The organism is Streptomyces uncialis (assembly GCF_001905345.1).
In the GTDB taxonomy this organism is placed as follows: domain Bacteria; phylum Actinomycetota; class Actinomycetes; order Streptomycetales; family Streptomycetaceae; genus Streptomyces; species Streptomyces uncialis.
Window position 1 is genome coordinate 373,999 of the sequence record NZ_LFBV01000007.1, and the last position, 14,352, is coordinate 388,350.

At 72.5% G+C, this 14,352-nt stretch carries 15 protein-coding genes; 10 read left to right on the forward strand and 5 right to left on the reverse strand.

Going from position 1 to position 14,352, the window contains the following annotated elements; genetic code table 11:
- Window positions 1-69 precede the first annotated feature (69 nt).
- Window positions 70-1,053 carry a helix-turn-helix transcriptional regulator gene (locus AB852_RS26180; protein ID WP_073792652.1) on the reverse strand — a complete coding sequence of 328 codons (984 nt, stop codon included), beginning with the start codon at window positions 1,051-1,053 and terminating at the stop codon, window positions 70-72.
- Between the two features lie 98 nt (window positions 1,054-1,151).
- Here AB852_RS26180 and AB852_RS26185 point away from each other — a divergent pair, with 98 nt between their 5' ends.
- Window positions 1,152-1,553 carry a RidA family protein gene (locus AB852_RS26185; RefSeq protein ID WP_073792653.1) on the forward strand — a complete coding sequence of 134 codons (402 nt, stop codon included), beginning with the start codon at window positions 1,152-1,154 and terminating at the stop codon, window positions 1,551-1,553.
- Between the two features lie 243 nt (window positions 1,554-1,796).
- Here AB852_RS26185 and AB852_RS26190 read toward each other — a convergent pair whose 3' ends face one another.
- The 4 genes from AB852_RS26190 to AB852_RS26205 all read right to left on the reverse strand — a co-directional run bounded on the left by AB852_RS26190 (window position 1,797) and on the right by AB852_RS26205 (window position 5,296).
- The gene (locus AB852_RS26190) at window positions 1,797-2,402 is read right to left on the reverse strand and encodes a hypothetical protein (RefSeq protein ID WP_073792654.1); all 606 of its coding nucleotides are present in this window, start codon (window positions 2,400-2,402) and stop codon (window positions 1,797-1,799) included.
- Window positions 2,389-3,690, reverse strand: coding sequence for a DUF7224 domain-containing protein (locus AB852_RS26195; RefSeq protein ID WP_073792655.1), 1,302 nt, complete (start codon window positions 3,688-3,690; stop codon window positions 2,389-2,391). Before AB852_RS26195 ends, AB852_RS26190 begins: the two co-directional genes overlap by 14 nt.
- Complete coding sequence (locus AB852_RS26200) at window positions 3,684-4,460, reverse strand: ATP-binding cassette domain-containing protein (RefSeq protein ID WP_073792656.1); 777 nt, start codon at window positions 4,458-4,460, stop codon at window positions 3,684-3,686. Before AB852_RS26200 ends, AB852_RS26195 begins: the two co-directional genes overlap by 7 nt.
- Window positions 4,461-4,687: 227 nt before the next feature.
- Window positions 4,688-5,296: a hypothetical protein gene (locus AB852_RS26205; RefSeq protein ID WP_073792657.1), complete on the reverse strand. Its 609-nt coding sequence runs from the start codon at window positions 5,294-5,296 to the stop codon at window positions 4,688-4,690.
- An 885-nt stretch (window positions 5,297-6,181) separates the two neighbouring features.
- Here AB852_RS26205 and AB852_RS26210 point away from each other — a divergent pair.
- The 9 genes from AB852_RS26210 (at window position 6,182) to AB852_RS26245 (ending at window position 14,198) form a co-directional block, all read left to right on the forward strand.
- A complete protein-coding gene (locus AB852_RS26210; protein ID WP_073792658.1) occupies window positions 6,182-7,339 on the forward strand; it encodes a serine hydrolase domain-containing protein in 1,158 nt (385 codons plus the stop codon).
- A gap of 198 nt (window positions 7,340-7,537) precedes the next feature.
- A complete protein-coding gene (locus tag AB852_RS39925; protein WP_178391119.1) occupies window positions 7,538-7,693 on the forward strand; it encodes a hypothetical protein in 156 nt (51 codons plus the stop codon).
- A gap of 520 nt (window positions 7,694-8,213) precedes the next feature.
- Window positions 8,214-8,879, forward strand: coding sequence for a hypothetical protein (locus AB852_RS40980; protein ID WP_245876923.1), 666 nt, complete (start codon window positions 8,214-8,216; stop codon window positions 8,877-8,879).
- A 759-nt stretch (window positions 8,880-9,638) separates the two neighbouring features.
- Window positions 9,639-9,809: a hypothetical protein gene (locus AB852_RS26220; RefSeq protein WP_245876924.1), complete on the forward strand. Its 171-nt coding sequence runs from the start codon at window positions 9,639-9,641 to the stop codon at window positions 9,807-9,809.
- Between the two features lie 318 nt (window positions 9,810-10,127).
- Window positions 10,128-10,712 (forward strand): DUF3040 domain-containing protein, encoded by a 585-nt coding sequence (locus AB852_RS38840; RefSeq protein WP_073792659.1) that lies wholly within the window; start codon window positions 10,128-10,130, stop codon window positions 10,710-10,712.
- A 342-nt stretch (window positions 10,713-11,054) separates the two neighbouring features.
- Entirely contained in the window at window positions 11,055-11,891 is an 837-nt protein-coding gene (locus AB852_RS26230; protein WP_073792660.1) for a helix-turn-helix domain-containing protein, read from the forward strand.
- Window positions 11,892-11,974: 83 nt separating this feature from the next.
- Window positions 11,975-12,451 carry a cupin domain-containing protein gene (locus tag AB852_RS26235; RefSeq protein ID WP_073792661.1) on the forward strand — a complete coding sequence of 159 codons (477 nt, stop codon included), beginning with the start codon at window positions 11,975-11,977 and terminating at the stop codon, window positions 12,449-12,451.
- The gene (locus tag AB852_RS26240) at window positions 12,448-13,167 is read left to right on the forward strand and encodes an SGNH/GDSL hydrolase family protein (protein WP_073792662.1); all 720 of its coding nucleotides are present in this window, start codon (window positions 12,448-12,450) and stop codon (window positions 13,165-13,167) included. Before AB852_RS26235 ends, AB852_RS26240 begins: the two co-directional genes overlap by 4 nt.
- Before the next feature lie 479 nt (window positions 13,168-13,646).
- Window positions 13,647-14,198 (forward strand): EF-hand domain-containing protein, encoded by a 552-nt coding sequence (locus tag AB852_RS26245; protein ID WP_073792663.1) that lies wholly within the window; start codon window positions 13,647-13,649, stop codon window positions 14,196-14,198.
- The last annotated feature ends 154 nt before the right edge of the window (window positions 14,199-14,352 follow it).

The window sequence follows — 14,352 nt, forward strand, 5'->3', positions numbered from 1 at the left end:
GACCTCCTCCGGGCAGGATCGGCCCGCCCGGCGCGCCGGGCGGTCGGTTGGTGCGCCGCGCGGGGTTGCTCAGGACGACGCCTCGTAGCAGGTGACCATCGCGGCGGCGCGGCCGCGCAGGGAGTCGCGCAGCCACTGCGGTGCCAGGACCTCCGCGCTGGTGGCGAGCTGCCACAGTGCCCATTCGGCGTGTCTCGGATCCTGGAAGGTCGTCTCCAGCCGCAGCCGGCCGTCCGCGTCGGCTTCCTCGGTCTCCTCGACGCGGACGGACAACGCGGTGGCCACGAGATCCGCCTGCCGCGCCGGGTCCACCCGTACCAGCACGGTGACCTGGTCGCCGCTTGTCCGGAACCGTGTGCTGCGTTCCTGCCAGGCACGGTCGAGATCGACCCGGTCCGGTCGCTGGGCCGGTTCGTCGAGTTCCTCGGCGGCCAGGACGCGGGACAGCCGGTAGGTGCGGTCCGCGCCGGACCTCGTGGCCAGCAGGTAGCCCTGGCCGCCTACGGTGACCAGGCCGATCGGGTCCACCGTGCGCCACTTCGCGGCCTGGTCCACGGCCGCGTAGCGGATGCGCAGCTTGTGTCCGGCGAACACCGCACGCCGGACCTCGGTGACCACGTCGTCGGGTACTTCCTCGGCGGGCTGCCGTCGCGAGAGCAGGTCGGTCTGTGGGTCGATGAGCAGGCGCTGGGCCGCGCCGGCCGCGGTGACCCGATAGCTCTCGGGCAGTGCGTCGACCACCTTGCGCATCGCCGAGGCGAGTGCCGAGCCGAGTCCGAACGCCTGCGCGCCGCGCCGTGATCCGGCGACCAGCAGGGCGAGTGCTTCGTCGTGGTTCAGGCCGGTGAGCTCGGTCCGGAAACCGGGCAGCAACGCGAATCCGCCGTGCCGACCGCGTTCGGCGTAGACAGGGACACCGGCTGCGGACAGCGCGTCGATGTCACGCAGGACGGTGCGGGTGGACACCTCCAGCTCGCGGGCCAGCGTGGCCGCGGACAGCCGGCCGTGCCGCCGCAGCAGCAGGACCAGTGATACCAACCGGTCGGCGCGCATACGAAAACCCTACAGGAATACATGACATGGGATGTCGTGATTCGTTGGGAGGCTTGCCGAGCAGGACGACACACCACCGCGCACGAGAGGTCATCGACATGGCACACACCATGGTCAATCCGGACGGTTTGCACGACCCGGTCCCGTTCGGCTACAGCCACACCGCCGCCGTTCCCGCAGGCAAGGAACTGGTGCTCATCGCGGGTCAGTACGGGTCGGGTCCGGACGGCGCGGTGGTCTCGGCCGACTTCGCCGGGCAGGTGAAGCGGACGTTCCACAACATCGGTGTCGCTCTTGCCGCCCATGGACTCGACCTCGGCCATGTCGTCCAGCTCAGGACGTATGTCGTGGATCATGACGTCACCAAGCTCGGGCCGATCGCGGGGGCCGTCCGTGAGGGCTGGGGTGCGAAGCCGCCCACGCAGACGCTGATCGGTGTCGCGAGCCTGGCCGCGCCGGACGTGTTGTTCGAGGTCGAGGCCCTCGCCGTCCGGCCCTGACCCGGGGGGCAGCCCGGACCAGGGGCGGCACCGAGGGAGCAGCCCGGACCTGGGCGCAGTCCTGGACCTGGGGCAGTGCGGGACGCTCCTGGTATGGGGGTATGCCGCACGGACGGCTGAAGCCCGCGTCCCCCACCTGGAAGGGCGCGTACAAGCGGGCCGGGGACATCCGTTCACGGCTGTCCCCGGCCCGCGAAGGTCCACTTGCCGACGAATTGTGGAGTTCCGCTTGCTTGACACCCTCTACCTTCGGAGGAAGGTCTTCCTTCGCCACGGGGTGGCCGCGGTCGCGGCCACTCCGACGGACAGGGCGGTCGCGGCCACGGTCCAGCTGAAGGGGTCGGTCGCGGGGCTGGATGTCCAGTCCCACCAGCTGTGTGGGTACCAGATCAGGAAGAAGGCCGAAGCGAGCGGGACGACCCAGCCGAGTTGGTGGCCCAGCAGCCGTACCGACAGCAGGGCGAGACCGAGCCAGATCAGCAGGGACCGGACGAAGACGGCCCCTGCTCCCGGTCCGACGGCGAGCGCCTCCGTGCTGAAGGAGACAGCGCAGGCTGCCAAGGTCAGCCCGGTGCAGTACAGGAGGCGGAGGCGGTGCATCGCGGACGCACCCATCTCGTTGTGGGCCGACATGGTGCCATCGAGGGCCGCGGTGAGGAAGACGGCCGACAGAAGCGGGAGTTCGTGCCGGAAGGGCACGCCTGTCGTGACCCCTCCGCTGCCGATCGAGGGCAGGGCGATATGGGTGCCGCCGAACAGGGCCGAGAGGAGGGCGACCGCGGCCGCGGCCGCCAGGACGGCTGCGCCCCGGTGGACTCTCGCATAACGGAGCAGATCAGAACCGGTCATCAGGCTCGCACCAGGAAGGGTCTCGAAGAATGTGACTGTGCTGTCGGGTGAGCCATGCCCGCTGCTCGGCCGCCGGCATCCGGACGGCTCTGGTCGCCTCGCGCTGCGCGGCGGAGACACCCACCATGTGGAGCCCCTCGTCGGCGACAGCCGGGTCCTGCCCCGTGGAGCGGTATTCGAGCCAGAGACGGATGTTGTCCATGGCCTGCCGGACACGCCTCTCCTGGCGGGGAGGTGTGCACAGGCCCAGCGACTCGGTGAACACCCGGTCGGCCATGGCGATCGCCGCGGTACGGACGTGACCTTCGGCGACGTCGAATCCGCGGTCACCCCACCTGCTCCGTTTCAGCCCGAATTCGTGGAACGCGTCGGGGGACCTCAGCCAGGGCTGGGCAGGCCGGTCCAGGCGCTGCGCCATGAGGGTCAGTTCGGGAAGGTACTTGCGGTGTTCGGGCCAGACGCACACCTGCGGCGCACTCATGTCGGCGCGCTCGCACAGCGGTGCCGTCGCCGACGCCGGGCGCTCCACACGCAGTTCGCCGGAGGCCGGCACCGCGGCCAGTGCGACGAGGGAGGCCGCTGCCGACCCGATGGCGACCACACGGATGTGCGGGGGCGTCTCCCGGCGGGGTGTGCGGCGTTCGGTGTTCCTGCGCACGGGTGGTGCTGTGACCGCCAGCACCGCCAGAGCGAGTGCGAACAGCAGCCGCACAGCAACCGGAAGAGGGCGCAGATGCTGATCCGGCGGTCCCGCGAGAACGTTGAACCTGAAGGGAAGTGCCAGCATGCTGATGAAGCACCCCAGCGCGCAGACCACAGGTGTGAAGGCGGCGGAAGGCCACCAGCGGCCGGCCAGATGACCCACGGACGCGAAGATGATCAGAGTGGAGGCGCCGAGCAGGAGGTAGGACGGCCAAAGGAAACCGGGGCCCGCCTCGCCGATCGAGACGGCCACGGCGGTCAGGCACCCGACCAGGTACGCGAGGAATCCGAGGGTGAGGGTCGCGGCCAGCCGTGCGGCCTCGATCCGCCAGAACGGCCGGGCCGCCGCGAGCACGGTCTCGGGCATTCCCGCGCGGGAGGAGCGTCCGGCCTGCCAGGCGGAGACGCCGGAGAGCACGGGCCCCAGGAACAGCGTGACGACCTGGGCCGCCACACTTGCTTCGGGCCACACGCCGATCCAGTACCGGGACCGGCCGAAGAGCACCAGCAGATCCAGGGCGATCATCACAGGAAACGCCGTCAGCAGGGGTGAGCGGCGCAGCTCGATGCGATACGCGTTCAGCACGCGGCCCCCTCGCCGGGCCGGTGGTTGCCGAGTGCAGTCATGTAGCCGCGTTCCAGGGGGCTGTCGCCGGGTGCGGTGGACGTGGCCAGCGCTGCGAGCCCCTGAGGCGGGCCGCTGTGGCGTACTCGGCCGTCGTCCAGGACGAGGACGGTGTCGCAGGCGGCGCCGACATCCTCGACCAGGTGGGTGCTGAGGACGACGGCCGTTCCGGCGCGGGCGAGGGAACGGATGAGCTCGCGGAAGTCGAGGCGCTGCGCGGGGTCGAGACCGACGGTCGGCTCGTCCAGCAGGAGCAGGGAGGGCGAGCCGACGATGGCCGCGGCGATCCCGGCCCGGCGGAGCATGCCGCCGGACAGCGACTTCATCCGGTCCCGGGCCCGGCCGGCCAGGCCCACGGCCGCGAGTGCTTCCCGGGTCGCGGAGTCGATGTTCCTGGAGGGGACTTCCCGCAGCCATGCGCAGTATCGGACGAAGTCCGTGAGGGAGAACGCCGGATAGTAGCCGAAGTCCTGCGGGAGGTAGCCGATACGACGGCGGACCCGCCGTGCTTGCCGTTCGCTGGTGACAGGCCCGCCGAACAGCTCCAGCCTGCCGCTCCGCGGTGGCGCGATGGTGGCCAGAGTACGCAGGAGTGTGGTCTTTCCCGCACCGTTGGGGCCCAGAAGGCCTGTGACGCCGGGCTGGAGGGAGAGGTCGAGATCCTCGATGACGCGACGGCCGCCGTAACCCTGTGCGAGGGCCGTCAATCGAGCGACAGGATATGTCGTCATGAGCAGAAGTTCCCCAAATGCGGTACGCGCCGCCCGCGTCGGCGGGCTCCTGGACGCTGGAGGGCTGGTCGGAGGCCGGCACGGGTCCGGTTGGTCCTGAGTGTGCGTTCACGTCTTCTCCGGATGATGCTTCACCGGTCCCGGCACGGACTCTTCACTGGTCCCGGCACGGACCTTTCGCCGGTCCCGGCGCGGGCTTGCGGAGGCCGTGGCGGGCGGGGCGGTGTTCACATCCCGCGTTCCGGTCCGCAGGCCTCCCGGACGGGCCGGCCCGGTACGGCGTGCGGGTACTCCATCCGGACGGGGCCGGGGTAGAAGGTCCCGCTGTCCCAGCCGGCCATTTCCTCCCCGATCAGATAGCGGTACAGCCACTCGGCGAAGGGCATCGGGTGGCCGACCCAGTCCCCTTCGGATCCCTGTACCACCACGCCTTCGGAGAACCCGTGGACCTGCGGAGCCGTGAAGACACGGGCTCCCTGATCGGTGGAGGTGAGGGGGACGAGGCCCTCGGGGGTACCGAAGCCGAGCTGGGGGAGGGCGCAGAAGACGCGGGGGTCGTCGTCGGGCCCTGTGACGTGGGACTCCCATGAGCTCCCGGCCCAGGTCGCTGATGTCGAGCGCATTTCGGCACCCAGGTTCCACGAGCCGGACGCCGGATGGGCAAGGGAGAGGTGTCCGTTGATCTGCACGGGTGCGTAGGCGTCGACGATCCGTTTGTAGTCCGACGGAAGGGTTCTGCCGAGTTCCCCTTCCAGCTTGAGCCAGGCCGCAGGATCGGCGAGCCGTCCTTCCTCCGGGCCGAGCATGGCGAGGACGGCTTGCAGGTAGTCGGTCATGCTCGGCCTCTCATGGTGCGTGCTGGGACATCGTGCACGGCGTAGTCGCCCACAACTGTTTGGCCGTGGTCAGCCGGGTTCCTCGTGGTCATGGCAGAGAACCGTTACCCGGCGGAGGCTGCTCGCCGGACACTCGCTGCCGCCGGTCCTGCCGCACCGGGCAAGCCAGACCAGCTCTCAAGTCCCGCTGATGACAACGTCGTTCGCGATCGACACCCTACTGCGTCCGCTCTTCCGCGGAGCGGGCTGGGCGGGTTGCCGTCGGACGTGCTCCGGTGGTGGTGACCGCCTCCGGTGCGGTGCGGGTGGAGAGCGGCTGGAGAACCGTCCACGGCGGCCCGGCAGGGGTCGGGTCTGCCCGCGGTCCGTCGGCGGTCACGGATCCGGCGGTGTCCGCCGGCGCCCCGCGTGGCCCCTCGACAGCCCGGGCCGGAGCGCGAACCCCCGGGGCGCTTCTGCCGGGGTCGCCTTGCCCCCTGGAGGAGTGCGCGCTGCCGCGGTCTGCTTCGCCGAGGCCTACGTAGCCCCGGCCGGCACCCGGATTCCCCGGCCGGCATCCCGACAGCCGCAGGGGTCGGCCACGCAGCGAGGAACACTGCCCTGGCGCGCCGGCAGGGCGGGCCGGGCACCGGGAAGCGATGCACCGGGTCAGCCGTGGCGGCCACCGGTTCGTACGGCGTGGCGCCCGCGCTGCCGGGCGGGCCGTACCGGGCGGCGAACGCGGTCGTGTGCACGGACCCAGCCGTGTTGCGCAGGACCGCCGCCCGCAGGACCGCCGTCCCTCAGGAATTGGCTGATAGTGACTCAACTCCGCGGCGCCGGGCAACGGGACACGCCTGCCGGGGAGTCCTCCTCGCCGACACGGTCGACCGAGGGAGCCCGAAGATGTCAGCAGGTACGGTCCGCACAGCACTGGCCACGGCGGTGGCGGTACTCGCCACCGGCGTGCTGGCGGCGCCCGCCGCCGCGCACTCCGTCACGGCCGGAGAGACCGCCGACCGGCACGGAGCCACCCGGCGGGCCCTCGAACAGGCGGTACGGGACGGGGTCCCCGGCGCCGTCGCCCGGGCCCGGGACCGGGCCGGAAGCTGGAGCGGCACCGCGGGCGTCGGTGACCTGGACACCGGGAGGGAACGGACGGCGCAGGACCGCTACCGGATCGGCTCCGTCACCAAGACGTTCGTCGCCACCGTCCTGCTCCAGCTGGAGGCCGAGGAGCGCCTCGACCTCGACGACACCGTGGAACGGTGGCTCCCCGGCACCGTCCGCGGCAACGGCCACGACGGCCGGCACATCACCTTGCGCCAGCTCCTCAACCACACCAGCGGCGTCTTCAGCTACAGTGCCGACCCCGGCTACCAGGCGAAGATCTTCGGCGAGGGCTTCCTCCGGCACCGCTACGACACCTGGACCCCCGGGCAGCTGGTCGGCCTCGCGATGGGCCACAAGCCCCACTTCCCGCCCGGCACCGGCTGGCGGTACTCCAACACCAACTACACCCTCGCCGGAATGGTCGTCCAGAAGGTGACCGGCCGGGGCTACGAGGCCGAGATCGAACGCCGGATCCTGCGCCCGCTCCAGCTCCGCGCCACCTCCGTCCCCAGGACCGACCCCCGGGTGCCGGGCCCCGCGAGCCGCGCCTACTCCCCGCTCTCCTGGGACCCGGCCGCGAAGATCCGCGACGTGACCGAGCTGAACCCGTCGCTGGCCGGGGCGGGGGGCGGCATGATCTCCGACTCCAAGGACCTCCAGAAGTTCTTCCGCGCCCTGCTCAAGGGGGAACTGCTCCCGCCCGAGCAGCAGAACGCCCTGACCACGACCGTCCCGATCGACCCCCAGCGCCCGGAGTACCGCTACGGCCTCGGCGTCCAGTCCGTCCGCCTCAGCTGCGGCAAGGAGGTCTGGGGCCACGGCGGAGGCATCCACGGCTCCCAGTCCGAGGCATTCGTCACCCGGGACGCGAGCCATTCGCTGGCACTCAACTTCAACGGCGACTGGGCGGGGGACAGCGGGGCGGTGATCGAGGCGGAGTTCTGCGGGTAGCCGCCCTCCCGGTTCTTCGACTTCACGCGGCTGCCAAGTTGACCGGGTCAGGGTCTCCGCCGGGGCGGCGACGGCACGGTCGCGGTGTCCGTGGTGGGGCGGCGGCCCGCGGTGACGGTATGCGACTCGGGCGACGGCCTCGGCTCCTGACTCGCCCCGGCCCTCACGGGTTCGTTGCAGAGCGCGGACACCGTGGCCGTGCCGTTCGGCATCATCGCCTGGGCCACCCGGCGCAGCGACCGGATCGTTGCCTGCCTGGCCCAGCTGAAGCGCGAGTACGTCAGTGCCGTTGACGACGGCCGCTACCCGGTGTCCGCTGCCCGTGCCCCGAGCGGGCCCGTACCTGGGCTCTGAGCGGGTCCGTGCCGGGCTCGCCTGGGTGGCGGTCCGTCAGGCACGGCCGTTCAGGCCGAGGGCGGCCCGTTCGCTCGCCCGGCTGCGAGAGCGGTGGCGGTCGGGTGGGTCCAGGTTCGGGGCGGACCCCGTCGGTACGTACGCATTTCGAGCGAGCCCGCCACGGGCCTGCTCGCCACCCCTCACCGGCGTCAACCCCGGTGCCGTGCGGGCTGCTCAACAGGCCGGCCTCGGCGGGCGGCGGTGCCAGCAACGGCTCCGTAACCACCCCGGCCTGGCCGTTCTCGGCGCAGACCTGGACCGTATCCGGCACTGCTCCTGACCGGGCCTCAACGGCCGGCCGTTCGGGCGGACGGTCCGCTTCGCCGGCTTCCGCCCGCGAAGGCGTGGGTGCCCCACCCTGTTTGAGCCGACCGTGCGTCATCGCTCCCAGGCGTGGAACTGAACGCGCGGACCGGCACCGGAGGCTGAGGGCGTGCCGGTGACGTCTCGTCACCCCTTTGTGACCCGAGAGGGATCGATGTCTTCGGCCCGTACCCTGCTGCCCGTTGTGCCGGACGCCCTCGACGGCCTGCTGGAGCTGGAGAACCCGCTGTTTCTGACCCTCCGCAACCCGCTGGACCCGGATGCCGGGGGCGTGCCGGTTCCCGGAGCGCCCATCGAGGACGTCTCCGCGGCGTACTGGCGGGTCCTCGAAGCGCTGCCCGCCGGTACGTCGGATCTGGAGGGCGAGGCGGAGGACGACCTGCCCGACGTACCGCTGCTGATCGGCCCCGACGGCCGGCCTGTGGTCCACCTGACTACCATTGAGGTGGCCGACGCGGACATCGCTCTGCTCGCCGCGTTCGCCGACGCCCTCGACCAGGCGGCCCGGCCGGAGCCCGGCCCGGCGTACGGGACGCTGGCCCAGGCGCTGGGCGAACTCGCCCGGGAGCCCGACTGCCTGTGGCCCGAAGGGGACGCGGCAGCCGTCGCCGAGTGGGCGCGGCAGGCGCTGTCACCCGTGCTGCACTCACCCTTCGAGGGCCCGCGCGGCGCCGCCGACCACGAGCTGCTGTCCGCGGTGCTGCGCCGCGTCGCAGGCGCGGACCGGATCGCCCTGGACCAGGACGAGGCCGGGGCGGCCGGGCGCGTGGTGGCGAGCGTGATGTACGCGGCGACCGGCGACGCGCACGCGGTGGTGTAGATCAACGCCGGGCAAAGTGGCGCGGCGACGAGCACCAGACAACCGCCGCCCTGTGCCCTATGCACGGTGATGTGTGCGGTTGTGTTCACGGGTGGACAACTCCACTCCGCGCCGGTACAGAACGCTGACCACGCCGAGCGCCTCCAGGCACACCTGGTGTGCGGGTGGGTGCGCGGCAGGACCATCTCCCGGACATGCGCCTCTCCAGGTGCTCCACCCCCGCAGCCGGGGGTACTGGAGGTCGATGGATGATCGTCTGAGATGCTGGCGGCATGATCATTCCCTTCCTTGTCGGCGTCGTCGTACTGGCCGGCGTCCTCACCTTGGCCGTGTGGGTCTGCATCAAGTCCGTGCACGCCTGCCGGGAGCGGCGCGCCTGAGCCCCGTGGTTCCCGACAGACGCCATGCCGTCCAGCTCCACCAACTCACGCTGCGCCCCCGGCTGCGCCACGGCCTCCGGCGCCGCCACCTCACTCTCCCCGCCGACCCCGACATCGTGCCCTCCTCCGGTGCCGCCGGGGGGGCGGCTGTGCCCGTGCCGCGGACCGAACCGCAGATTGACTCCGGGACGCCCCGACTCCGGCCACGGCCGAGGCGGCGCGGCCTCGGCCCCGGAGAGCTCCGCGTCCGGGGACAGTCGGCCCAGCAGATCACCCCGCCCGGGCAGGCCCCGGGGACGGATCTGCTCCGCGTAGAGCTTCACCCACTCCACCGCCCCCTGTTCTCTCATGACGCGATTCCACCCACGTCCTGGCCGCGGTGCGCGACCTGACCCGCCTGGAGCTGGTCACCGAGGCCGTCCGCGCCGCACTCGAAGAAGTGGCCGCCACGTCCCGTCACCTGCTTGACGAGTTGGTCGACGAGGACTGGGGGCTCCGCTGCTGTCGGCCGGGCTGCACCGTACAGCGCCGGATCCGCGGCGGATGGTGAGGAGCACAGCTAGGACCACGGCCCCGCCGCCGCGCCCGCACACGCGCTGCGGGTGACCCGGCGGCAGGACCCCGCGGCCGTCATCGGCTTGGAGGCCGTGCAGCACGACGTGCGGCAGGCTGCCGGTGTATGAGGCCCTGCGTACGGCCCGCGGCACACAGACCCGGGGCCGGGACCCGGGGCCGGTCCCGGTCCCGGTCCCGGGCGGGTCTTTCGGCGGCGGTGCGGGAGCGATCCCGTGTCACCTGGGGTTCGGGGGGTACCCGGATGTCGTCGGGGTGCGGAAGGCGCGCTCCGCGGGAGCGGGAGGGGCTCGGGATGGCCGGCAGGGAGAGGGACCTCAGGTCGCAGAGACGGTGGATCGACACGTGGTGGGCTGTCGGCCTGATGGCGCTGGCCGTCGGTATCGGGGTACGGCTGCTCTTCCGTGATCTCGACAACTGGGTGGCCGCCGTGGCCGGCGCCGGGGTCTACGCGATCGTTTTCACCGTCCTGATGCGCCGCCGCCAACGGGGTGACGCGCGCGCGAGCGGTGTGGAGACCGATGACGTGCCGGCCCTGGAGCGGCGGCTCCGCCGGGGGGACATCCCGGACGACCCGGCTCTGCGGCAGGCCATGCTCCAATTGATCCACCGCCGTCGGAAGACGATGCACAGCAAGCTGGTGTGGGCCTTCCCGGTGATGCTGCTGATGTTCGTCGCGCTGGGTGTGGTCCTTCTCGCGGGCGGCAGTGCCGTGGCGGGTGCTGCCTGGATCGTGGGCGGTGTCGTTGCCGTCGGCGGCATGTGGTGGATGCGCCGGACCAACCTCGACCGTTACCGGCGTGCCGAACGCCGGCTGAACGCGAGCCCGCCACAGGACCCCGCCCGGAGCCCGCAACGGGACCGGGAGCAGACGGCCTGAGACGGATCCACCGCTTCGCACGGCGGCCGGATCCGTCCCTGCCGTCGCCACGGTCCGGCGGCGGCCCGGGGGAGGTCGGGTTCACGGACGTGGAGCACTGTGAGTCCGTGCCGCGGACAGCCCGCGGACAGCCCGCGGACAGCCCGCGGGCCCCGGACCCCAGGCGGTCCGGGGCCCGCGCGTACCCCAGGCCCCGGGGCGCACACGGCGGTACGAGCGGCGGGGACCGAACGCGGCGGCACGGGGCCGCGGCCCCGTGCCGCCGCGTTCGGTCAGGGCGGTCCGGGGCGGCCGTTGCGGACGGTGACCCAGCCGGGCCCGCCCGTTCGTACACTGACGAGGGTGGAAGACCATACGGCCACCAGCATCGATGCACGGCCTGCGCCCGCCTTGCGCAGGTACGTCGGCTCGTACGTCGGGTTCGACCTTCGCGGGTTCCCGGCGGGGGTGCACCGCGGTCCGCCGGGCCGCGTGCTCACCGCGGTGATCAGCCTGTCCGACCCTTTGGAGATGGCGGCGGGCGTCGACGACGGGTCACCGGTCACCCGGTTCGACAGCGTGGCCGGCGGTCTGATGCGCCGGTCCGTCGCGATCCACCACGACGGACACCAGCAAGGCGTGCAGGTGTCGCTGACACCGCTCGGGGCCCGGGCCCTCTACGGTATGCCCGCCGCCGCGCTCGCCCACCGGCTGGTCCCGCTCGACGAGCTTCTCGGAACGCTCGGCGCCGAGCTCGTCGACCGGCTCCGGGCGGCGACGACATGGGCCGCCCGGTTCACCGTGCTGGACCAGCTGCTCCTGCGCGCCGTCCGCCGCGGCTCCGGCGGCGACCGCCTGCCCCGGATGCGCCCCGAGGTGGCCGAGGCCTGGCGCCGCCTCGTCGCCGCACGGGGCCGCGTCCAGGTCGGGGCGGTCGCCGCGGACCTGGGCTGGAGCCGCCGCCACCTCACCGAGCAGTTCCGCGGTGAGGTGGGCCTGGCGCCGAAGACCTTTGCCCGGGTTCTGCGCTTCGAGCAGGCGCACGAACTGGCGACAGCGCACGACCCGCTCCCATGGGCCGCGGTGGCGACCGTCTCCGGCTACGCCGACCAGGCCCATCTCGTGCGGGAATGGCGCGAGTTCACGGGCCGGCCGCCGACGGCCTGGCGTCGCGGCGAAGTCCTCCCCGGGGCCGGGTAGCCGCCGACCGGCTGCCCCTCACGTCGGTTCCCGTTCCCATTCCTTCAAGACCACCCGGCCGCCGTCCTGTGACGATCGTCGGCATGAGACCCGCCGACCACGAACGCAACGCCATCGACCTGCGGACCACCCCCGTGCACCTCGGGCCGGGACCGGGAGCGAAACCCGTCGAGGGCTTCGCCTGGGACCCGGAGGTGCTCCAGGCATACAGCGCCGCCGTCGAGGCGGACGGCGCCGAGGGCCGGATGGTGACGGTCTTCGACGGCGACGGCCCCGGCCCCGGCGGCCACGGGGAGCGCCACCCCGCCGGCGACGAACTGGTCGTCTGCTGCCTCAGCGGATCGGTGACGGTCACCCGCGACGTGGACGGGGCCCCCGACCACGTCGTGCTCGCGCCGGGCGAGGCCACCGTCAACCCGGCCGGGGCATGGCACACGGTCGACATGGCGGGACCCGCGACCGTTCTCACCGTCACCGCCTGCCTCGGCACCGACCACCGTCCCCGGACCGGCACCCGCCTGGCCGGGCACGCCGGCACCCCCGGCACGCAAGCGCCGTGACGACCCGCGTCGCGTGCCTCGGCGACAGCCTCACCCGTGCGCAGCTCAGCGTCGACTACCTGGACCTTCTCGAACGACGCCGCCCTCCCGGCGACGTGCGGCTCGCCCGCTTCGGCGCCAACGGAGACTTCGCCTACCACCTTTCGCGGCGCCTCGACGCCGTCGTCGCGGACCCACCCGACGTGATCACCGTGCTGATCGGGACCAACGACGCCCGGGCGAGCCTCGCCGGCTACCCCGTCGAGCGGGCCATGAAGCGCAGACAACTCCCCGGGCGCCCGTCGGCCGGCTGGTTCCAGCAGTGCCTGGGAGCCGTCGTCGAACGGCTCCGGACGGAGACCGACGCGACGATCGGGCTGCTGTCCCTCCCCGTCCTCGGCCAGCAACCCGACGAAGCGGCGGCGCAGGCATCACAGGCGTACAGTCGGATGATCGCCGAGGCCGCCACCACCCACAAGGCGACCTACCTCCCGCTCCACGAACGCCGGATCGAAGAACTACGCCGGGCGGACCCGCCGCCGGTCCCGTACCGGGAGCCGACGCCCGCGGCGGGCCTCGGCGTCCTCGTCCGGCACGCCGTGCTGCGCCGCAGCCTCGACACGATCTCGCAGCGCCGGGGTCTCGTGCTCACCACCGACCACATCCACCAGAACAGCCGCGGCGCCGCCCTCGTCGCCGAGGTCATCGACACCTGTCTGCTGACCCGGAGCACATAGCCGGTCCCGGTAGCGGGACATCGCCACCGGCTACTCGGAGCGGGTCTCGCCGTCCGGTTCACCGGCGACGCCCGCGCCGTCGCCTCCGGCGCACGGTGCCGCGCCGACCGGCTGCCCGAGGACACCGGCCCCGGATCGCCCGCCGGTATCGTCCCGCGCGGGCCGGAAGGCCGGCTGCCCACGACGACCGGGGGCACCGTGCGCCGCGTCCGGAACCGCGCCCGCCCCGTCAGTGCCCTCTGCGACCGCCCGGACACCGCGCCCGCCACCCGCTCCGGTGACCGCTGCCGCCCGGCCCAGCCCGGCGGGCCGCGGCGGGGTTCCGTTCCCGCCGGGCCGGCGGTGTCATCGGCCGGCCGGTGCGCCGGCGCCGGTACGCCTGAAGGGGTGACACGGGACCCGTCTGTGCGGCACCGCGCCCACCAGCACGTGACGATGATCCTTTCCGCAACTCCGAGAACCTGTGAAGGATCACCACGATGGCCACCGCCGCACCCGACATCATCACCACGAAGCTGGAACGCTCCTTCGCCGCACTCGACACCGATCACGACGGCCACCTCGACCGGCAGGACTACCAGAGGCTCGCCGACCGCTACCTCGACGCCTACCACCTCGGCCCCGACGACCGCCGCGCCCGCGCCCTGCACGCCTTCCTCCAGACCTACTGGCTGGAGCTGCTGCGCCACGCGGACGTCCAGGAGGACCGGCTGAGCAGGGACGAGTACGTCGCCGCCGTCCGTCTGGCGAGCGCCGACACGAGCCGGCTGAATCTGGCCGACGGGCTCGGGCACGTGCTCTTCGACGTGATCGACGCCAACGGCGACAACCAGATCGCCCGGGAGGAGTTCACCCGCTTCCTGACCGACGTGTGGAACCTCGAAGAAGCCGACGCCCTGAAGGCGTTCAGGACCCTGGACACCGACGGCGACGACACGGTCTCCCGCCCGGAGTTCCTCCAGGCGATCCGCGGATACTTCCTGCTCAGCGACCCGGACGCCCCGGGCAGCCTCTTCTTCGGAACCCCCTGACCACCAGGCCCCTGACGACGCCGCCCGGCGCGCTCCCGGTCCACACGACCGGGCGCGCCCGGCGTGCCGCCCCGGTCCTCGTGTCCGGTGCTGCCCCGGTGTTGCTGCCCCGGTGCTGCGCCCGGTCCTCGTGCCCGGCGCCAACCGGAGCGGC